The sequence below is a fragment of the Massilia sp. Masssp93 genome (genome assembly GCF_059491295.1).
Genome location: NZ_CP168502.1, coordinates 1063949 through 1082906, shown reverse-complemented (window position 1 = coordinate 1082906; position 18958 = coordinate 1063949). Strand labels below are relative to the sequence as shown.

At 66.4% G+C, this 18958-nt stretch carries 16 protein-coding genes; 1 reads left to right on the top strand and 15 read right to left on the bottom strand.

What is annotated here, in order from left to right:
• Positions 1 to 23 precede the first annotated feature (23 nt).
• On the bottom strand, positions 24 to 467 hold the full coding sequence (gene gspG / locus ACEN9Q_RS04715) for a type II secretion system major pseudopilin GspG (protein WP_056447359.1): 444 nt from the start codon (positions 465 to 467) through the stop codon (positions 24 to 26).
• Between the two features lie 493 nt (positions 468 to 960).
• On the opposite strand from gspG, the gene ACEN9Q_RS04710 reads away from it, so the two are divergent.
• On the top strand, positions 961 to 1227 hold the full coding sequence (locus ACEN9Q_RS04710; RefSeq protein ID WP_056447357.1) for a hypothetical protein: 267 nt from the start codon (positions 961 to 963) through the stop codon (positions 1225 to 1227).
• Between the two features lie 16 nt (positions 1228 to 1243).
• Here the strand turns inward: ACEN9Q_RS04710 and ACEN9Q_RS04705 are convergent, their stop codons facing one another.
• The 14 genes from ACEN9Q_RS04705 to ACEN9Q_RS04640 all read right to left on the bottom strand — a co-directional run bounded on the left by ACEN9Q_RS04705 (position 1244) and on the right by ACEN9Q_RS04640 (position 18958).
• Positions 1244 to 1999 carry a LuxR C-terminal-related transcriptional regulator gene (locus ACEN9Q_RS04705; protein ID WP_495627537.1) on the bottom strand — a complete coding sequence of 252 codons (756 nt, stop codon included), beginning with the start codon at positions 1997 to 1999 and terminating at the stop codon, positions 1244 to 1246.
• Position 2000: 1 nt separating this feature from the next.
• Positions 2001 to 2699: a winged helix-turn-helix domain-containing protein gene (locus tag ACEN9Q_RS04700; RefSeq protein WP_495627536.1), complete on the bottom strand. Its 699-nt coding sequence runs from the start codon at positions 2697 to 2699 to the stop codon at positions 2001 to 2003.
• Between the two features lie 373 nt (positions 2700 to 3072).
• Positions 3073 to 3639 carry an NF038129 family PEP-CTERM protein gene (locus ACEN9Q_RS04695; protein WP_495627535.1) on the bottom strand — a complete coding sequence of 189 codons (567 nt, stop codon included), beginning with the start codon at positions 3637 to 3639 and terminating at the stop codon, positions 3073 to 3075.
• A 17-nt stretch (positions 3640 to 3656) separates the two neighbouring features.
• A complete protein-coding gene (locus ACEN9Q_RS04690) occupies positions 3657 to 6644 on the bottom strand; it encodes an ExeM/NucH family extracellular endonuclease (RefSeq protein WP_495627534.1) in 2988 nt (995 codons plus the stop codon).
• A gap of 120 nt (positions 6645 to 6764) precedes the next feature.
• On the bottom strand, positions 6765 to 7811 hold the full coding sequence (locus ACEN9Q_RS04685) for a TIGR03790 family protein (protein ID WP_495627533.1): 1047 nt from the start codon (positions 7809 to 7811) through the stop codon (positions 6765 to 6767).
• A 225-nt stretch (positions 7812 to 8036) separates the two neighbouring features.
• A complete protein-coding gene (locus tag ACEN9Q_RS04680) occupies positions 8037 to 8750 on the bottom strand; it encodes a PEP_CTERM-anchored TLD domain-containing protein (protein ID WP_495627532.1) in 714 nt (237 codons plus the stop codon).
• A 114-nt stretch (positions 8751 to 8864) separates the two neighbouring features.
• Entirely contained in the window at positions 8865 to 10283 is a 1419-nt protein-coding gene (locus tag ACEN9Q_RS04675) for a mannose-1-phosphate guanylyltransferase/mannose-6-phosphate isomerase (protein WP_495625721.1), read from the bottom strand.
• Positions 10280 to 11446, bottom strand: coding sequence for a nucleotidyltransferase family protein (locus ACEN9Q_RS04670; protein ID WP_056447345.1), 1167 nt, complete (start codon positions 11444 to 11446; stop codon positions 10280 to 10282). The genes ACEN9Q_RS04675 and ACEN9Q_RS04670 overlap by 4 nt, the downstream gene beginning before the upstream one ends.
• Positions 11447 to 11464: 18 nt before the next feature.
• Positions 11465 to 12463 (bottom strand): UDP-glucose 4-epimerase GalE, encoded by a 999-nt coding sequence (gene galE, locus ACEN9Q_RS04665; RefSeq protein WP_495627531.1) that lies wholly within the window; start codon positions 12461 to 12463, stop codon positions 11465 to 11467.
• Between the two features lie 133 nt (positions 12464 to 12596).
• A complete protein-coding gene (locus ACEN9Q_RS04660; protein WP_495627530.1) occupies positions 12597 to 13346 on the bottom strand; it encodes a WecB/TagA/CpsF family glycosyltransferase in 750 nt (249 codons plus the stop codon).
• Between the two features lie 15 nt (positions 13347 to 13361).
• The gene (gene wecB, locus ACEN9Q_RS04655) at positions 13362 to 14474 is read right to left on the bottom strand and encodes a non-hydrolyzing UDP-N-acetylglucosamine 2-epimerase (RefSeq protein ID WP_056447339.1); all 1113 of its coding nucleotides are present in this window, start codon (positions 14472 to 14474) and stop codon (positions 13362 to 13364) included.
• Positions 14475 to 14512: 38 nt separating this feature from the next.
• Positions 14513 to 16471 carry a heparinase II/III family protein gene (locus tag ACEN9Q_RS04650; protein WP_495627529.1) on the bottom strand — a complete coding sequence of 653 codons (1959 nt, stop codon included), beginning with the start codon at positions 16469 to 16471 and terminating at the stop codon, positions 14513 to 14515.
• The gene (locus ACEN9Q_RS04645; protein WP_495627528.1) at positions 16471 to 17556 is read right to left on the bottom strand and encodes a glycosyltransferase family 4 protein; all 1086 of its coding nucleotides are present in this window, start codon (positions 17554 to 17556) and stop codon (positions 16471 to 16473) included. The genes ACEN9Q_RS04650 and ACEN9Q_RS04645 overlap by 1 nt, the downstream gene beginning before the upstream one ends.
• A gap of 115 nt (positions 17557 to 17671) precedes the next feature.
• On the bottom strand, positions 17672 to 18958 hold the full coding sequence (locus ACEN9Q_RS04640) for a phenylacetate--CoA ligase family protein (RefSeq protein ID WP_495627527.1): 1287 nt from the start codon (positions 18956 to 18958) through the stop codon (positions 17672 to 17674).

The window sequence follows — 18958 nt, the reverse complement described above, 5'->3', positions numbered from 1 at the left end:
GAATGGCCGGTAAAAAGAGGGACTTACTGGGAGCTGATGTCGGCGTTCTCGCCTTCACCGCCCGGCTGGCCGTCCTTGCCGAGCGAGATGATCTCGTACTCGCCCTTGCTGCCGGGCGCACGGTACTGGTAGGGATGGCCCCATGGATCGAGCGGGACGGCCTTCTTCAGGTACGGGCCGCTCCACTTGCCGCTCGCCGCGGGCGGGGCCGTCAGCAGGGCGTTCAGGCCCTCTTCCGTCGTCGGATAGCGGCCCACGTCGAGCCGGAACGTGTCCAATGATTTTTCGAACGCTTCGACCTGGGCCTTGGCGACGGTGACCTCGGACTTGCCCAGTTGCGAGAAATACTTCGGCCCGACATAGGCCGCAAGCAAACCGATGATAACGATAACTACCAAAAGTTCAAGCAGGGTAAAACCGGCCTGGCGGACCCGCGCCGCGGTGTCCTGGTTCTGCACACGATACATCCAACCGACTCCTTTATTGCTCTAATGTAAAGCCTTGCGTGAAGGCTACCATGGCCCCGTCATGGCGACAAATCATTTATGAATCGTTCGCTCGCCGGCAGGACGATCGTCGGTCGAAACACCGCAGACAGATTTCTTGCTCGCAAAATTCTAACCGCGTTCCGCTGGGCGGAACAGCATCGGGATGTTCGTTCCGTGCTTTTGGGAATGGAGATGACGGATCGCCTAGCATAACCCGTTGACTGTGTGAAATCCTTTGTGGGTTTCCCGTCAATTGAAGAAAAATCTGCGTCGTTTTTGTGCGACTCATTTCCCAGTTGCATTTAAAGTTTCCGCTGGGATATTTCCTCGCATCATCGCTTATCTTCGCTTATTTCCACACGAAAATATTTCAAAACCATAATATTTGCACGAAAATAACAAAAAAAAAGTTGAGTTGCGGAAAAACGGACGCTACAGTGGCGCATCGATGACCGCAACATTGCCCCCAATCATGAAAAACTTCGCTCTCCGTACCGCTCTCGGCCTCAGCCTCGCCACCCTCCTCGCCGCCTGCGGCAGTGGCGCCCAGATCGACCAGCCGACCCAGACCGCCGCCATGATCGAGACCGGCAACGCCGCCCAGGTCGCCACGGCCAACTCGCCCGCGCCGGACTGCGCGGCCGACGGCTGCAAAGGCCTGCGCATCATCGATGCGAACGCCGAAGCCTACCGTTACGAAGCCATGCGCCGCGCCGCGGCCGACGCGCCGCAGTCCTGATCCCGCGGCTGCCGGATCATTCTTCCAGCAGCCGTAAATCCATGCAGCGCGCCAGCGCATGCGCCCGGTTGCTGACGCCGAGCGTGCGGTAGATGCGCTGTAAATGGTTCTTGACGGTCAGCGCGCTGATCCCCAGCAGCCTCCCCATCTCGTCGTTACTCTTCCCCGCCCGCAGCCAGCCGATGATCTCGGCCTCGCGCGCGCTCAGCGGACGCGCCGGCGCCCCGCCCGCAGGCAACTGCGATGCCGGCAGGCGGCCCAGCGCCAGGTGCAGGTGCGGCAGCAGCAGTTCCAGGAAATAGGCGTGACGCGGATTCGGCCGCAACGGCAGGCCGAACAGTACGAATACGCTGCCGCCCGCACTCGTCGGCCCCGTGCCGTGCACGAGCACGCTGTCGAATCCCATCCTCCTCGTCTCGTCGCGGAACCCCTCCAGCGGCTGGCCCGCGGCCGTGCCGAAATCGGCCAGCGCCGGCAACCGTCCGCCCTGCGTGCAGTGGCGCGCGATGCGCAGCGCCAGGCCGTCGTGCGGGTCCGTCAACGCCAGTTGCGCGGCCGGGGCCAGCACCGTGCCGTGCACGCATTCCAGCCGGACCAACGCAGCGCCGGGCCCCAGCTGGAGGCAGACGAGCACCTGGTGGGGCAGCAGCGCCTGCACCTGGCCCTGCGTCCACAGGAAGAACTGGCGCGGGCTGGCCACGCGCAAGCCGGACTCGATGGCGCACAGCAGGTATTCCTGCTCCTGGCGGCTGAGGATGACGACGGGTTCCACGTCAGGCCGCGCCGTGCCAGGCGACGAAGCGGTAGCCGGTGCCGCGCACCGTCTCGATGTGCTCCTGGTGCCCGCTCGGCTGCAGTGCGTGGCGCAGCCGGCCCACGTGGGCGTCGACGGTGCGCTCGTCGAGCACGGCGTGGCGGCCCCAGACCTTGTCCAGCAGTTGCGACCGTGTATGCACGCGCTCGGGATGGTGCATCAGGAAGTTTAGTAAACGGAATTCGACGGGTCCCAGCGTCACCTGGCGCGTCCCTGCGACCACGCGCTGGGTGTGCGGGTCGAGGTGCAGGCCCGCCATCTGCACGGCGTCGATCGACACATGCGGCGCGCGCCGGCGCAGCACGGCCTGCATGCGCGCCAGCAGTTCGCGCGGATTGAAGGGCTTGGTCAGATAGTCGTCGGCGCCGGATTCGAGGGCCAGGATCTTGTCGTGCTCCCCTGCCCGCGCGGACACCATGATGATCGTCATCTCGTGCGTGCGCGCCTGCGCGTGCAGGCGCCGGATCAGCGCCTCGCCCGACTGGCCGGGCAGGTCCCACTCCAGCAGCAGCATGTCGGGTACGCGCTCGTCGATCGCGGCGAGGGCCGACTCGGCGTCGGGACACAGGCCGACGTGGTGGCCGGCACGGGTCAGGTTCAGTTCCAGCAACTGGCGAACGAAGGGGTCGGGATCGACCACGAGGACGTGTGCGCTCATCGATAAATCCTTGTCTCGGCGACAACAGGATCGAATATGCACTAAGCAAAGTCAGCTGAACAATATGATTTCTATTTGGAATTCATATGTTTGGCGAATAAATCGCCGGAAAGGGGAGCTGCGGGGCGGACGGCGGGAGGAACTGCGAGGCGGAGAGGAAGGGAGACACGGCGTCATCACACCGTCGCCCCCGCGCCGGCGGGGGCCCAAGTTTGCGCGGCAGTACCGCACGCGGCCTTGGGTTCCCGCCTGCGCGGGAACGACGGATGGAGGGCGCTGATCCTGAATGCAGCGGCGTTGTTGCATTGGGTTCCCGCCTGCGCGGGAGGTCGTTTCCGGCAGTGCCGGAAACGACGGGGCGAACGCGCCGGCCTTACGTGCGGCGGCGTTGCTGCATCGCGCCCAGGAGGATCAACCCGGTGGCGACGAGCATCCAGTCGGCCGGTTCCGGCACCGGGTTCACGGTGGCGAACGCGGGATCGGTCACCACGGCCGGCGCCTCGCCGGCCACGAGGCTGATCTGGACCGCCGGGTCGGGCGTCAGGTAATTGCCGGCGCTGTCGAGCAGGCTGACGGTCAGGCCCGTGCTGCCGGCGTCGGCCGGCGTTCCGCCGAACATCACGTCGAAGCCGAACTTGCCGCCGAGCAGGATGCTCTGGAAGAATTCCGAGAACGCATCGCTCTTGAACGTGAGCGTGCCGCCCGCTTGCGTCACGTTGACGAGATCGGGCGTGCCGGTGAAGGCGCCGTCGAGGTTGCTGATCGTCGCCGTCAGCACATCGCTGGTGCCGAACGGCAGGAAGTCGATCTGCATATAGCCGTCGCCGCTCGCGGCGGCCGTGTCGAGGGCCACGTGGTAGACCGGGCTGGCGGTGGCGGCACCGGCCAGCAGGGACAGCGCCAGCAGCGCGCGGGACAACAGGTTTTTCAAGTTCATCATGGTGGTCTCGCTATCGATCAAAAGGTGCCGGAATACAGTGTCGACGTGAACGTCACGTTCGTTTTCGACGGGTTGGTGAAGGTGAGCGACACCTTCACAGTCGCGCCCGGTGCCAGCGCCGTGCCCGGCAAGGTCACATACGGTGCGCCGTTGAAGTCGCCGGTCTTGTTGTCGAGCGTGACGCCGGCCGGCAAGCCCTGCAGCACGTATTGCAGCGGTCCGGCGAGCGCGGCGGCGCTCGTGTTCGTGAAGGCCACGCTGCCCGTGAACTTGCCGGTGACGCGGTTGTAGCCCAGCGCACCCGGCACGATCCTGACGCTGCCCGTCACGTCGGTAAAGGCCGGCGCCAGGTTCAGGCTCACGACGACCGGATCGTGGTCCGAGGCGCGGAACGGATTGTTCACGTACGGGTCGTCGGCCGTGTCGCCCAGGTTGTAATCGATCGCGTCGGGCTCGTCCGCATTGTTGTGCCACTCGGTCACGCCGGCCACCTGCGGGTCGAGGGCGCCGCTGGCCAGCGCGTGGTCGAGGTAGCCGCTCTGGCCGTCGAACACGTAGGAATACGGGATGCCGTTCGGACGCACGAAGCGCTCCAGTTCGTTGACCATGCCGTTATCGGTGAGGAATGCGATCGGGTCTTCATGGCCGTACGAGTTGAAGTCGCCCATGGCCAGCACGTCCGGATCGCCCGCGGCCGCCACGACGGTCGGGATGAAATAGTTGAACAGGCGCCTGGCCTGCTGGATGCGGGTGGCGTTCCAGCAGCCCTGGCCATCGCCGATGTCCGTGTCGCCGGCACCGGCGCCGCCGCAGCCGCCCTTCGATTTCAGGTGGTTCACGACCAGCGAGAACTTCGCGCCGTTCGCCTTGACCTTGAACGTCTGGGCCATCGGTGCGCGGTTGTTGATGTCGTCGCCGTCCGACAGCGCGCCGCCGACCGGCTCGAGCACGGCCGGCTTGTAGATCATCGCCACGCGGATCGCGTCGGTGCCCGTCGCGGCGGGCCTCGCCACGTACGCATAGGTCGGCGTCGGCGCGCCGATCGCCTGGTTCAGCGCGTCGACGAGATAGCCCACCGTGATGTCGCCGTTGTTCTGGATTTCCATCAGGCCGACGGCGTCGGCGTTCATCGCCTTCAGCTCATCGACGATCTTGTCGCGCTGGCGGACGAACTCGGTCATGTTGTCGGCGCCGCGGCAGTTGCTCTTGGACGGCGCGGACGAACCGATGGTGCAACCCTGCCCCGTATGGCCCCAGGCGTCGGTGCCGTCGGTGAACGTGGTGAAGAAGTTCAGGACGTTGGCGCTGGCCACGCGCACGTTGCCTGCCACGACCGCCGGCGCGTCCTCGCGCGCATTCGTGCGGCTGAACACGGGCGTGTCCGTCGGCTGCAGCTTGTACCAGCCGCCGCCACCGCCGATGGCGCCGAAATCGAGCACGCCGACGAGGTCCGTCACCGTGTCGCCCGCGCGCACGGTCTTGTCGGCCGCGAGGTAAGGGATGTGCGCCGGCACCGTGAAGATGCCGTCGTCCAGGATCACCATGTTTTGCGCGTTGGCGGCGATCAGCGCGGCCGCGTCAAGCGTGCCGGCACGGTAGCGGTTGGTCGGCGTCTCGCGGCGGCCGTTGGCCAGCACCAGTTCGCCGCGGTCGCCCAGATAGCTGTTGCCGTTCACGGTCAGCGGGTTCACGAAGCGCACGAGCATGCCTTCGTAGTGGCTCAGTTCGGTAGGCAGGTCGATGTTGACGGGGGCGATCGTATTGCCGGTGCCGAGGACGCTCACGGCGCTCACGTCCTTCAGTTCCGTGTACGAACGCGTGGAACCGCTCGGCGCGTATTCCGTCACGGTGCCCGTCACGCGCACGAGGTCGCCCTCGTTCGCGGCCGCGGCGGCGCCGTAGACGAAGATCGCGTCGGACGTATTCGGGTCGCCGTCGCCCTGCGGGTCCTGGATGTAGAAGCCGCTGCCCAGCTTCTTCGTGATGACGCCGGTCGTCGACTGCACGGTGTTGGCGTACGGGCTCGTCAGGCCGCTGCCCTGGATCTGCGGGATCGTGACGACGCCGCTGACGGCCACGTTGACGGTGCAGCTGGCGGTCTGGCTGGCGTCGTTGGCGAACGTGATTTCGACCGGATACGTGCCGGCCGGCAGGCTCGCGTCGACGACGAGGTTGGCGCTGGCCGTGCGGTTGTCGGCAGTGGCCGGCATGAAGCCCGCCAGGCTGATCCCGGCGATGGCGCCCTTGCTGATGACGGCGCTGTTGACGATGCTGTCGGCATCGGTCGCCTGCAGCGCGGCCGTCGTGCCGGCGCCGACGTCGACGCCCACGCTGCCCGGGCACGCCAGCACGATCGGCTGCGGCAGCGGCGCGCCGCTGCACGACACGCGGTCGCTGCCCGTGGTGCGCGGGCTTGCCGCGCCGGTGACGAAATCGCTGCTGTTGTCGTTGCTGTCCAGGCAGCCGCTGTTCTTGCGCAGCACGGCCAGCGTGTTCGACGGCGCCGCCGTCGGGCCGGAGCCTTCGTAATAACTGGCGGTGCTGCCGAAGCCGACGAAGTCGACGACGTTGTCGACCGGCCTGGCGCCCGCCAGCGCCGCCGTCGTGTTGACGAGCGCAACCTTGCCGGCCGTCGCGCTCATTGCGATGGTCCCGGCCGTGTCCGGCGCCAGCGCATCCGTGCCGCCGCTGCCCGCCGCCTCGTGCACGAGGTAGTACTGGCCGGCCGCCAGGGTCACGCTGGCCGGCAGCCTCGTCACTTGCCATGTCGTGCCCGCGCTCGACGCGTATTGCACGCTCCAGTTGTTCAGCGTGACGGCGGTGTCGCCCGTGTTCAGCAACTCGATGAAGTCGTTTTTATACGTGGCGCCGGAGTTGCCGCCGCCGCCGTAGACCTGGCTGATGACGACGCCGCCGGGCGCGGCGAACACGGGTGCCGACAGGCCGGCCAGCAAGGCCGCCAGCACGGTCATGCGTCCTAGAGAGTGGAGAGCGCGTTGTTTCATTGGGTGTCCTGGAATAGGGAAATGATCTGTCAGTGCAACACTTAACAAATGTATATTAAATGCGCAAATTGACAACGTCATGACCACGGATTAGTCCGAACGGACTAATTCCAGGCTGAATCAACGCTTGCGGTACGGCGCGGCCAGCGGTTCGCCGATGAACAGGCCCTGGGTGGGCCAGGCGACGCTCTTCCAGTAGGCCTCGATCGCGCTGGTGCCCTGCACATAATGCTTGAGCAGCACGCTCGGATTCGGGAATTTCTGCCAGTGGTTGCAGGGCTCGCTGACCGTGCCGTAGCTCGCGGTCGCGCCCGCTTCCAGCCAGCGCAGGCTGCTCATCTGCTCGCCGCCGAGCAGGTCGCCGCCCAGCGACGTCAGGTGGTCGGCCAGCGCACCGGGCAGGAAGCCGAGGGTGTCCAGTTTGGCGACCTCGGCCATGCCCGTCTCGTAGATCATGATGTCCTTCGCGCCTTCCAGCACGTCGGCCTGCATGGGCTTCGTCACCAGCCTGCGCGCCGCGATGCGGCCGGGCGGCGGGAAGAAGGCCGCGCGCGAATTCCGCGCCTTTTCCGACGTCGTCAGGAAGTAGGCGGTGGCGGGCACGATCCGGAACCCGGCCCCGGCCCCGCGGTCGATCAGGGCCTTCGCGCGCTCCACGGATTCCGTCGGCAACAACATCGAGATCCGGATGTTCAGGTCGGTGTACGGACGCGAGGAACTGGAATTGAAGTATGGGCTCGGGCGGCCCGGCAGGCAGGTCTTCGCGCATTGGCCGGGGTCGAAGCCGAGGCTGTACGCGCCCGTGATCGAATTGCACGCGACCTTGTACGGCGCCGTCCACACCATCAGCACGGCCTGCACGTTCGGGCCAAGGTGCGCGTCGATCTCGTCCTTGAGCGCTTCGAAGCGCTCCGCACTGATCTCGTGCGGCTTGCCGGGAATGCTCACGTGCACGACGTTGGCCGCCGGAATGCCGCGCCGCTTGCGGTAGTACGCGCCGATCCTGACGCTGTTCGGCTCGGCGTCATTGATGACGATGGCCAATTGATCCGGCTGGAGGCGGGACTCGCCGACGAATTGGGCGCGGGCCGGCGCCGCGATGAAGGCGGCAAGGCATGCGAGCAGGGGCAGGCACAGTCTCGGGCAGCGTCTCGGGATCCGGGTCATGGGCAGTGGCAGCGTTGAAAAAACGGGAGCTCGAGGCTCCCGCTCATCATGCCACAGCTTGCAAGGCGAACAACTTAAGCGCGGCTTAGAACCGGGCCGCGCCGGCGGCGTGGGCGCGTAGGCGATATGCCGGCGTCACGCGTGGGCGCGTAGGCAATATGCCGGCGTCACGCGTGGGCACGTAGGCGATATGCCGGCGTCACGCGTGGGCACGGGGTGCCCACCCTACGAACGCCTCCGCATGGCCGCGCCCAGCACGCCGAGGCCGGCCAGCAGCATGGCCGCGGCACCGGGCTCGGGCACGGGCGAGATCGCGAAGACTTCCATCGCGTCCAGCTTCACGATTTCGCCGTGCAGGCTGCCGTCGATGATGCTCTTGCCTTCGCCGTCCGGATTCCCGTAGGTCAGGCGCCACGACGTGGCCGCCGTCAACTCGTCGTTGACGAACAGGTCGGGCCCGGAACCGAAGATGGGGCCGTAGCCGACTTCGTTATACGTCTGGCGCAGGCCCTGGCTCGGCAAGACATAGTCCGTCAGCACCTGGCGGTACACGGCCGGATCGGTCATATTGAACAGGAAGGCCGTGCGCTGCCAGTCGCGCTGGGTCTCGTGCCAGCCTTGATCCGACGCCCAGCTCTGCGGGTTGTAGCCGCCGACGAGGAAGCTTGCCCCCGCGGCATTCGTCACTTCGAGCAGGGTGAAGGTCGCGCCCTTCCCGTCCGCCCCCGCGTGGAAAGCGTCCGACGTATCGCCGGGGTGCAGGGTGTACACATTGTCGAGGTTGAATTCGCCGGCGCCGAGCCAGCGTTCGAGTTGGGCGTGGCTGCTCGCGTCCAGCAGAGCAGAGCCGCCGATGATGTCGCCGGCCGCCGCCGTGCCGCCGACACCGGCCATGGCCGCGCCCAGGGCGCCGGCCACGATGAACGTCTTCATCTTCATGATGTTTCCCCGATGGGTTACAGACGACGCATTGTATGCCGCATGCGCGCGGCCATACGCACTGTAGACCAGAGGAAAACACATCAACACCTGACCGTCGCGAGCCGCAGCAGGTCAGGCGCGCTTGTAGATGTCCTCGAAGCGGACGATGTCGTCCTCGCCGAGGTAGCTGCCGGATTGCACCTCGATCAGGTGCAGCGGCAGCTTGCCCGGATTTTCCAGGCGGTGCGTCATGCCGATCGGGATGTACGTGGACTCGTTCTCGGCCAGCAGCGTCACCTGGTCGCCGCACGTGACGCGCGCCGTGCCCGACACGACGATCCAGTGTTCGGCGCGGTGGTGGTGCATCTGCAGCGACAGCTTTTCGCCCGGCTTGACGCAGATGCGCTTGACCTGGAAGCGCTCGCCCGCGTCGATGCCTTCGTAATAGCCCCACGGACGGTACACCTTGGTGTGGACCAGGTGCTCCGTGCGCGCGTTGCCCTTGAGGTGGTCGACGACGTTCTTGACGCGCTGGACCATGTCCTTGTGCGCCACGAGCACGGCATCGTTCGTTTCCACGACGACGAGGTCCTTCACGCCCACGACGGCCACGATGCGGCTTTCGGCGCGCACCAGCGTGTTGGTCGTGCTGTCGAGGTAGACGTCGCCGCGCGCCACGTTGCCGTCGGCATCCTTGGGCTGCACGTCGGCCAGCGCGGACCACGAGCCGACGTCGCTCCAGCCGATGTCGGCCGCGACGACGATGCCGTCGCGCGTGTGTTCCATCACCGCGTAGTCGATCGAATCGGACGGGCTGGCCGCGAACGCCGCTTCGTTCAGGCGGCAGAAGTCGAGGTCGCTGTACGCGGCCTGCACGGCGGCACCGGTGGCCTCGGCGATCGTCGGCGCGTGCTTCTCGATCTCGGCCAGGAAGCGGTCGGCGCGGAACATGAACATGCCGCTGTTCCAGTAGAAGCCGCCGTCGGCGACGAAGCCTTCGGCCGTGTTGCGGTCGGGCTTTTCGACGAAGCGCTCGATCTTGTAGCAATCGTCGCAGCCCGGCAGCGGCTCGCCGCGGCGGATGTAGCCGTAGCCCGTTTCCGGACCGCTCGGCACGATGCCGAACGTGGCCAGTGCGCCCTGCCCGACCTGGGCCGCGGCGCGCTCGACCGCGATACGGAATGCGTCGTTCTTTTCGATCACGTGGTCGGCCGGCAGCACGAGCATCACGGCCTCCGGGTCCTGCGCGTGCAGGTATTGCGCGGCGGCGGCCACGGCCGGGGCCGTGTTGCGCCCCGCCGGCTCGAGCAGGATGCCGTGCGGCGTGATGCCGATGTCGCGCATCTGCTCGGCCACGAGGAAGCGGTGCTCGTTGCCGCACACCACCAGCGGCGCCATCAACCCCGGCCAGCCGCGGACCCGCAGCGCGGTTTCCTGCAGCATCGTCTTGTCCGTCACCAGCGGCAGCAGCTGCTTGGGCATGACTGCCCGCGACAGCGGCCACAGGCGGGTACCGGCACCGCCGGAGAGGATGACTGGGTAAATTTTCATGCGTTGGCTTTCTCTAATGACTTGTCTGTTTCTTCCGCCTGTTCCGTGCGCCGGCTGCGGCGGCGGTCGCGCGCGTTCAGCCATTCCGACGAGCTGTAGTCGGACGAGTGCTTCATCTCGCCGGCGCGGTCGATGCTGTAATCCTTGAACACGATCATTTCATGCAAAGTCACGTCGTTCAGCACGCGAGTGTACTCGAAAAGGACACTGCGGACGACCTCGGCGCCTTCGCAGATATGGCTGCCGTGGCCGATCCAGGTCGGCCCGACGATCGTCGCGCCGGCCTCGATCTTGACGCCGGAACCGATGTAGACGGGACCCTTGATCGTGGTGCCCCGCCAGTCGATGCTCGTGTTCAGGCCGGTCCACAGGCCGGGCTCGATCTGGATGCCCGGCACGTCCATATGATTGACCTCGCCAGTCAGCACGTTCTGCAGCACTTCCCAGTAATCGCTCACGCTGCCGATGTCCAGCCAGTTGAACGGCCGGCCCTGGGCATAGAACGGCATGCCCTTTTCGGCCAGCAGCGGGAACAGCTGGGAACCGATGTCGAACTCCACACCCGACGGAATCAGGTCGATCACTTCCGGTTCGAAGATGTAGATGCCCGTGCTGATGAAGTTCGACAGCGCGTCTTCCTGCTTCGGCTTTTCCTGGAACTGGGTGATGCGGCCATTCTGGTCGGTCACGACGACGCCATAGCTCGACACCTTGTCCCACGGGACTTCCTTCGTGATGACGGAGGCCATGGCGCCCTTGCGGCGGTGCTCCGCCAGGGCCGCCTTGAGGTCGAGGTCGATCAGCGCGTCGCCGCACAGGACGATGGTCGTGTCGTCGAAGAAGCCGCCGAATTCCTGGATCTTCTTCATGCCGCCGGCCGAGCCGATCGGCACCGCGACGACTTCGCCGTCTTCCTTCGTATAGCCTTCGAAGGAATAGCCGATCTGGACGCCGTATTGCTCGCCCTCGCCGAAGTATTCCTCGATCTTTTCGTGCAGGTGGCTGACGTTCACCATGATCTCGGTCACGCCGTGCTTGCGCAAATGCTCGATCAGGTAGGCCATCACGGGCTTGCCCAGCACGGGGATCATCGGTTTCGGCAGGTCATAGGTCAGCGGACGTACGCGCGTACCTTTGCCTGCTGCAAGAATCATCGCTTTCATGGTTCGGTCCTCATACGTTTATTTTGGGGTAGTCTGGTAGCGCCAGGAATCGGCGCACATCTGGGCGATGTCACGCTGCGCGGTCCATCCGAGTTCCTCGCGCGCCTTCGTCGGGTCGGCGTAGCACTTGGCAATGTCGCCAGGGCGACGGTCCACGATCTGGTACGGGATCGGCTTGCCGCAGGCCTTCTCGAAGGCGTGCACCATTTCCAGAACGCTGTTGCCATTGCCGGTGCCGAGGTTGTACGTGTAGAGACCGTCGCCCTTCGCCAGCTTGTCGAGGGTCTTCACGTGGCCGATCGCCAGGTCGACGACGTGGATGTAGTCGCGCATGCCGGTGCCGTCCGGGGTCGGATAGTCGCCGCCGTACACGGACAGCTTTTCGCGCTGGCCGTTGGCGACCTGGGCGATGTAGGGCACCAGGTTGTTGGGGATGCCGTTCGGCTCCTCGCCGATCAGCCCGCTTTCGTGGGCGCCGACCGGGTTGAAATAGCGCAGCAGCGCGATGCGCCAGTCCGGCTCGGCCTTGAACACGTCGCGCAGGATGTCTTCGATCATCAGCTTGCTGCGGCCATACGGATTGGTGGCCGACAGCGGGAAATCCTCCTTGATCGGCACCGAGGCCGGATCGCCATACACGGTGGCGGACGACGAGAACACGAGGGTCTTGCAGCCGAACTTGGCCATCGTCTCGAACAACGCGACGCTGCCGTACACGTTGTTGTCGTAGTAGCGCAGCGGCTGCGCCACCGATTCGCCGACCGCCTTCAGGCCGGCGAAGTGGATCACGGCATCGATCTTGTGCGCGCCGAACACGGCTTCCATGGCCGCGCGGTCGCGGATGTCGCCTTCGACGAATTCGAACGGCTTGCCGGTGATCTTCTGCACACGGTCCTGCACCGAACGCACCGCGTTGTACAGGTTGTCGTACACGACCACGTCATGGCCGGCATTCTGCAGTTCCACGACGGTGTGCGAACCGATGTAACCCATGCCGCCAGTAACCAGGATCTTCATGAATACTCTTCTTTCAAAAAATGTTGCTGCCGCCGTGTTCCAAGGACCGGCGCGCATCGTTATGTCGTCGGCGCCGGTTCGAAACCGGCGCCATCCCTGTCTGGTGTTTTGGTGTACTGCAACCTCGTGGACGCTATCGTGCGCCCTTCAACTTCAACTCCTTGAGGAACAGCCAGATGAAGGCCATGTCCTCGATAAAATAACGGCGGAACATCCGGCGCGGCTCCTGCAGGAAACGGTAGAACCATTCCAGCCCGGACCTTTGCATCCAGAGCGGCGCGCGCTTGACGTGGCCGATCGCCACGTCGAAGGTCCCGCCCACGCCCATCGCGAACGGGACCTTCATCTCGGCCTGCCAGCGGCCGAGGAACTGTTCTTTTTTCGGCGAACTGATCGCCACGAACAACAGATCGGGGCGCGCGGCGCGGACCTGTTCGACCACCTCCGCTTCTTCCGCCTCGCCCTTCCAGTAACCATTGCGGTGGCCGGCCAGCACCAGGTTCGGGTATTTGTGCCGGTACGTGGACGCCACCTTGCTCACCACTTCCTCTTTCGCGCCCAGCAGGAACACGCGCCAGCCCTTCTCGCCGGCGCGCCGCATCAGCGCCTCGAACAGGTCGCAGCCCGCGACCCGCTCCTTCAACGGCCGGCCCAGCAGGCGCGACGCCCACACGACCGGCATGCCGTCGACATTCACGAGCGCGCAGTCGTTGATGATCCGGCGCAGTTCCGGATCGCGGCTGGCCTTGACCAGCTTGTCGACGTTGACGACGACGTGCTGATGGGGCCGTCCTGTATGGATGAAGCCCTCGACCGTCTGCAATGTCTCTTCCATCGTCAGGTTGTCGATGGAACACCCCATCAGCGTGATGCGCTCGTTCATGTTGCTACCTCAAAGTTACCCGCGGATTTCCTTCGTCAGGATGTCCACGATGCGTTCGGCCGCGCGGCCGTCCCACAGGTGCGGCCGGCGGCCCTGCTTGCCTTCGCCGCGCAGGATCTTGCGCGCCTCGAGCAGGATGGCGGCCGGATCGGTGCCGGCCAGTACGTTCGAACCTTCGTCCACGGTCACGGGACGTTCCGTGTTCTCGCGGATCGTTACGCACGGCACGCCCAGCGCCGTCGTTTCTTCCTGCAGGCCGCCGCTGTCCGTCAGTACGACCGCCGCATCCTTCCACAGGTTCAGGAACGCCATATAGGCCTGCGGACCGGCCAGCGTGACGTTCGGGCCCAGGTCGATGCCGAATTTCTCGAGGTTGGCGCGGGTGCGCGGGTGCACGGGGAAGATCAGCGGCAGGTCGACCGCGATCTCCTTCAGCGCGCCGGCGATGCGCGTGAACGTGGCCGCGTCGTCGACGTTGCTGGGACGGTGCAGGGTGACGACGCCGTAGCGCTGGCCGGCCTGCGCGCGCGCCGCTTTCCAGGCGCTCGTCTCGAACGCGGACGTGTCCGCGTGGCCGAGCTTGTCGGCCTGGTACAGCACGTTGTCGACCATCACGTGGCCGACGTAGTGGATCGCGTCATCCTTCTTGCCTTCGCGGCGCAGGTGCTCCACGGCCGACGGTTCGGTGACGAAGAACCAGTCGGAGATGCTGTCCGTGACGAGGCGGTTGATTTCCTCGGGCATCGCCATGTCGAAGCTGCGCAGGCCGGCTTCCACGTGGGCGACGGGGATGTTCAGCTTCTTGGCGACGATCGAGCAGGCCAGCGTGGAATTCACGTCGCCCACGACGAGCACGGCGTCCGGGCGCGCGGCGGTGCACAGTTCCTCGAAGCCGATCATGATCTTGGCCGTCTGCTGGGCGTGGCTGCCGCCGCCGGCGGCCATGAACACGTCCGGCTGCGGAATGCCGAGCTCTTCGAAGAACACGTCGTTCATTTCGCGGTCGTAGTGCTGGCCGGTGTGGATGATCTTGAACGCCGGCGCATCCGGACGCGCCTGCAGCGCACGCACGATCGGCGCGATCTTCATGAAGTTGGGGCGGGCACCTGCGACCAGATAAATGAGCATTTGAAACAATCCCTAGGTTTAGTTATGGAAAAACGGTGTTAGAAAAACGTTATTGTAAACTTGCACTCGACCGGGACGGCGGACGATACGGTGCTGATCTTTAAAACGTCGCACGGCTGCCTGTGTTCGTAGCAGCGCGAATACCAGCCGAGCGGCGGATTTTCGTTGCCGCGCACCAGTTCCAGCTTGAGGTCCGCGCCGTGCGCATGCATCTGCAGCGCGAAGCGCTTGCCGCGCACGTGCAGGCCGGCACTGTTCAGCCGGACGTCCAGGCCGGGCGCGAAATGCCAGAACAGTTCGACCTGGTGATGTTTCTTCGCAGCGATCTCGTCGCGCACGGTGAGCGTCGCACTGGCAGCATCGTAACGCACGCCGCGCATATGCCGCACGGGATCGGCCAGGCGTTCGTAGCCGTCGTGCGAGCCGCGGAAGTCGAATTCGTGCGGCGACTGCGGCATCCGTTCGATGGCTGCCCGCGCCTTTTTCAGCCACATGAAGCGCCCGCCCGACACCGACTGGTCGAGTCCGTCGATGCGCACCGTGTTGTGCGCCGAGGTGCCGCGGAAGTAGTCGCGCCACTTGTGTTCCTGCCAGTACGAATACGTGCCCGGATCGACGAGGCACGCCTCGCCGCCGATGGCCAGCGTCAGCGCGAGCGCATCCGCGTGGCCGTGCGCGGCGATGCCGAGATAGCCCAGCGGACCGCAGTCGACCATGCCCTTGATCTCGTCGGGCTCGCCGAAATGCGAACCGAACAGCAGATAACCGCCGTCCGGGAAGGCCCAGCCCGTGTCCGACTCGTGCGGATCGGCTTCCGGCCGCTTGCCGGGCAGCGCATGCAGCAGCCAGCGCACGCCGGGGTGCGCCGGCTCCATGCGGCGGAGCACGGCGTCGCCCAGTGCCAGCAACTGGCCCGCGCGGTCGCCGCCGGGAGCATCCAGGCGGAACACGATGCCGTCGTCGGCGTCGCCCACCATCGGCACGTTGCCGCCCACGTCGCGCACGGAACGGAGAAAGCGCAGCGCGCGCTGCAGGCTCGCCCAGTAGGCGCGCGAGAACGGGTGGTCGCAGGCCTGGCCCACGAGTCCCGCCACGAACAGGAATTCGCTGGAAAACACGTGGTAGGCAAACGCCTGCTCGCGGTTGACGCCGTCGCGCGAGAACTGGGCTTGCGCCTCGTGTTCCAGCTCGCCCCTGGCCTGTTCCAGCCACGCGCCCGACGCTTTCCAGCACGGCCAGATCGATGCGCCCACATACAGCCCGGCCAGTTCGCCGATCAGGTGGTTGTTGGCCGACGAATGGCGCGACAGGTGGCGCGCGATCGCGCTGCAGTGGGCGTGGATCGCATCGAGCCAGTCGGCGCGCAGGCGCTGCCCTTCCTCGCCCGCGAACAGGCCGCTGCCCTCCCCGCCGATCAGTTGCCACACGAGGCCCCAGTTGATGAGGCGGATGCCCAGTTCCAGCGAGCTCGTCCAGTTGGGGCCGACGAGTGGCGGGCACTGGTCGAGCCAGCTGCGCAGCTGGGTGTGCAGCGCATGCAGCCAGGCGACATCGTTCGTCACGGTCCAGGCCTGCGCGAGGCGCACGAGGTGCAGGTGGCGGTTCAGTTCCCACACATGCTTGATGTCGCCGACCTGTTCGCGGTTCGTGATCGCGATGTCGCCCGCGTAGATGCTCGGGCCGACGACGCCGCTGTCCGGATCGCGGTTCCACACGGGCGGCATGCCGACGTCGAAGCGCCGGTTGGCAAACAGGACGACGTGGCCGGCGCAGATGCTGTCGGCGTCGGCCAGCAGCGCGTCGCGTTCCGCCGGCGGCACGGCGAGCGCTCCGTGGCGGTTGAAGGTGCGGGCGCGCGGCAGCGGCGGCGCGGCGCGGGCGCGCAGGCGTTTCGCCACGCGCGTGACGGCCGCCTGGCGGATCCGGTAGCCGACCTCGGCCACGGACATGCAACGCAAACGGTTGACCAGCCAGACCATCCCTGTCGCTTCGCTCATCATCTCGCCCCCGCCAGTTCACGGTAGATCGCGGACAATTTCCCGCACACCACCTCGGTTGAGTATTGTTGTTCGATGGTTGCGCGCGCTCGTGCCGCCAGCCGGTCGCGCAGGGCGCAATCGCCCAGGAGTCGTGCAAGCGCCCTGGCGAGCGCCTGTTCGTCGCGCGGCGGGACCAGGAGGCCATTCTCGCCGTCGCGTAGTGCTTCCGGAATCCCGCCCACGGCCGTCGCCACGACGGCCTTGCGCGCCGCCATCGCCTCGAGCATGGACATCGGCAGCCCTTCCGCGTGCGACGGCAGGCAGAACACGGTGGCCTTGCGCAGTTCGGCGTCGCGTTCGGCCGGGCCGACCCAGCCGGGCAGCTCGATCCGTTCCGCAATGCCCAGCTCGGCCGCGCGCCGGCGCAGGCCTTGCGTATCGCCCTCGCCGCCGAACACGAGGCGCAGCGGACTCGGCCCGGTCGTCTCGCGCACGATGCGCGCGCCGGCCTCCAGCAATTCGAACACGCCCTTGGCCGCTTCCAGCCGGCCGAGGAACAGGATGCGGCCGGGCATCGACTGGTCCTGCGCCGGCAGGTCCGGCAGCGGCACGGCATTCGGCACGACGGCCACACGCGCGCGCGGCGCAAAGGCGTGCACGAACTGCGACCAGCCTTCCGACAGCGTGATCACGAGCGAGCTGGCTTCCAGCGTGTGGCGGATCCAGCGCCGCAGCAAGGTGCCCGATTCCTCCGTGGCAAAGGTGCGGAAACCCCCGCCGTGCAAATGAAAAATGGTCTTGCAGCCAGCTTGGCGCGCGATCAGCAGCACGAGCGACTTGCGCAGGAAGCTCGCATGCGAGGCCGCGTGCACGTGGACGACGGCCGGATGCCCGCCCATGCAGGCGACGAGCGTCTGCCAGAAACCGGACAACGCGCCGCGCGCCTTCACGAGCGGCGTGCCGTCGCGGTGGGTCGCCACATAGCGCACGCGTTCGCGCTCGAACAGTCCATGCCGGCGCAACACGGAGACCACCGCCGCCACCCCGCCCCTGCCGTCGAGCGCCGTGCCGACCATCAGGACCCGTGGCGCCGGCGCTTTCACGCGCCCGCCCCCAAGGTCGTCGTCCCCCGCTGCGCTGCTTGTGACAAGGTAGAGGCCCTTACTAAATGGACAATATTTCGATAATACATCATGATTTTCCCGCCGTGCGCACGCTTCAACTCTCGATCGCGATGAATTCGAACTTGCCGTTCGGCCCGCGCGGAATCGCCGCCACCCGCTCCACCCGGACGTTCACGCCGGGCACGCGCAGCAGGAATTTGTCGACCAGCGCCCGTTCGTCCGCATCGCCGAAGCCGTCGGCCGTGACGACCCGCAGCACGAATTCACCGGCCCCGCGGTACAGCACCTGCCCTTCGACGAGGTGCCGGTCGTGCCCCTGGAAGATGCGGTCCAGGCGCGCGACGATGCGGCCGTCCGGCAAGGTGACGATCTTTTCCTGGCGCCCGATCACGGCCTTGATCGTCGGGAAGACGCGGCCGCAGGGGCACGCCGCGCCGTCCGGGATCACGGTGTCGCCCGTGCGGTAGCGCACGAGCGGCATCGCGGCGTTGTTCAGCGACGTGCCGACCAGTTCGCAGGCACCGTCCTCCGCCTCCAGCAGCGCGACCCCGCTGTAGTCGGTGAGCACGTGGTAGCGGCCTTCCTCGCACGTGCCGATGGCGGCCACGCGCTCGGCCTGGCCATACCAGTCGAACACGCGCACGCCGAACGCCTGCTCCACGGCCGCGCGCACGCCCGGCTCCAGCGTCTCGGACGACGTCATCACGCCGCGCAGCGCGCGTCCGCGATAGGTGCGGCCGGCCGCGTTCAGCCAGGCGGCCAGCGCCGCGATCGACGACGGGTAGGCGTGGATCACGACGGGGTCGAAGCGCTCCAGCGCGTCGATGTAGCGGCCGATCGTATCGTTCGACAAATGGTACGACGACATCATGAGCATGTTGCCGACCCAGTCGCGGCACCAGTAGCGGCCGTCGCGGGGGTGGTCGGGGCAGACGATGTCGCCGCGGATCCACGCGCGGCGCTGGCCGTGGCGCCAGCCGATCCATTGCAGCTGGCGGTAGACGAAGCCTTCCTCGCGCACGAGGTTGCCGAGCGACTGGACGATGGTCAGCGGCGAGCCGGACGTGCCGCTCGTCTTGATCGTCGTGCGGATCCAGGAACCGGGGCCGCGCGGCCGCACCAGGCGATCCGGATGCCGGCGGACCTCGGCCTTCGTCAGCATGGGGCTGCCGGGCGCCAGCCGGGCCAGGGCCGTGCCGTCGCCGTCGAGCGGCACGCCGACCCGGCGCGCGCGCCGCGCGACGTAGGCGGCCAGCGCCTCGCGCGAGCGCTCGTTGGCGACGAGACCGGGATACACGAAGCGCCGGCCCCAGACGTTGCGGACGATGTCGCGCACGAGCGAACGCAGCGAGCACTTCAGCGAGTAAGTCCACGTCGACAT

What these genes read in the sequence shown, in the direction of transcription:
- gspG (WP_056447359.1), bottom strand. Translation starts at nt 467, where the DNA reads ATGTATCGTGTGCAGAACCAGGACACCGCGGCGCGGGTCCGCCAGGCC.
- ACEN9Q_RS04710 (WP_056447357.1), top strand. Translation starts at nt 961, where the DNA reads ATGAAAAACTTCGCTCTCCGTACCGCTCTCGGCCTCAGCCTCGCCACC.
- ACEN9Q_RS04700 (WP_495627536.1), bottom strand. Translation starts at nt 2,699, where the DNA reads ATGAGCGCACACGTCCTCGTGGTCGATCCCGACCCCTTCGTTCGCCAG.
- ACEN9Q_RS04695 (WP_495627535.1), bottom strand. Translation starts at nt 3,639, where the DNA reads ATGATGAACTTGAAAAACCTGTTGTCCCGCGCGCTGCTGGCGCTGTCC.
- ACEN9Q_RS04690 (WP_495627534.1), bottom strand. Translation starts at nt 6,644, where the DNA reads ATGAAACAACGCGCTCTCCACTCTCTAGGACGCATGACCGTGCTGGCG.
- ACEN9Q_RS04685 (WP_495627533.1), bottom strand. Translation starts at nt 7,811, where the DNA reads ATGACCCGGATCCCGAGACGCTGCCCGAGACTGTGCCTGCCCCTGCTC.
- ACEN9Q_RS04680 (WP_495627532.1), bottom strand. Translation starts at nt 8,750, where the DNA reads ATGAAGATGAAGACGTTCATCGTGGCCGGCGCCCTGGGCGCGGCCATG.
- ACEN9Q_RS04675 (WP_495625721.1), bottom strand. Translation starts at nt 10,283, where the DNA reads ATGAAAATTTACCCAGTCATCCTCTCCGGCGGTGCCGGTACCCGCCTG.
- ACEN9Q_RS04670 (WP_056447345.1), bottom strand. Translation starts at nt 11,446, where the DNA reads ATGAAAGCGATGATTCTTGCAGCAGGCAAAGGTACGCGCGTACGTCCG.
- galE (WP_495627531.1), bottom strand. Translation starts at nt 12,463, where the DNA reads ATGAAGATCCTGGTTACTGGCGGCATGGGTTACATCGGTTCGCACACC.
- ACEN9Q_RS04660 (WP_495627530.1), bottom strand. Translation starts at nt 13,346, where the DNA reads ATGAACGAGCGCATCACGCTGATGGGGTGTTCCATCGACAACCTGACG.
- wecB (WP_056447339.1), bottom strand. Translation starts at nt 14,474, where the DNA reads ATGCTCATTTATCTGGTCGCAGGTGCCCGCCCCAACTTCATGAAGATC.
- ACEN9Q_RS04650 (WP_495627529.1), bottom strand. Translation starts at nt 16,471, where the DNA reads ATGAGCGAAGCGACAGGGATGGTCTGGCTGGTCAACCGTTTGCGTTGC.
- ACEN9Q_RS04640 (WP_495627527.1), bottom strand. Translation starts at nt 18,958, where the DNA reads ATGTCGACGTGGACTTACTCGCTGAAGTGCTCGCTGCGTTCGCTCGTG.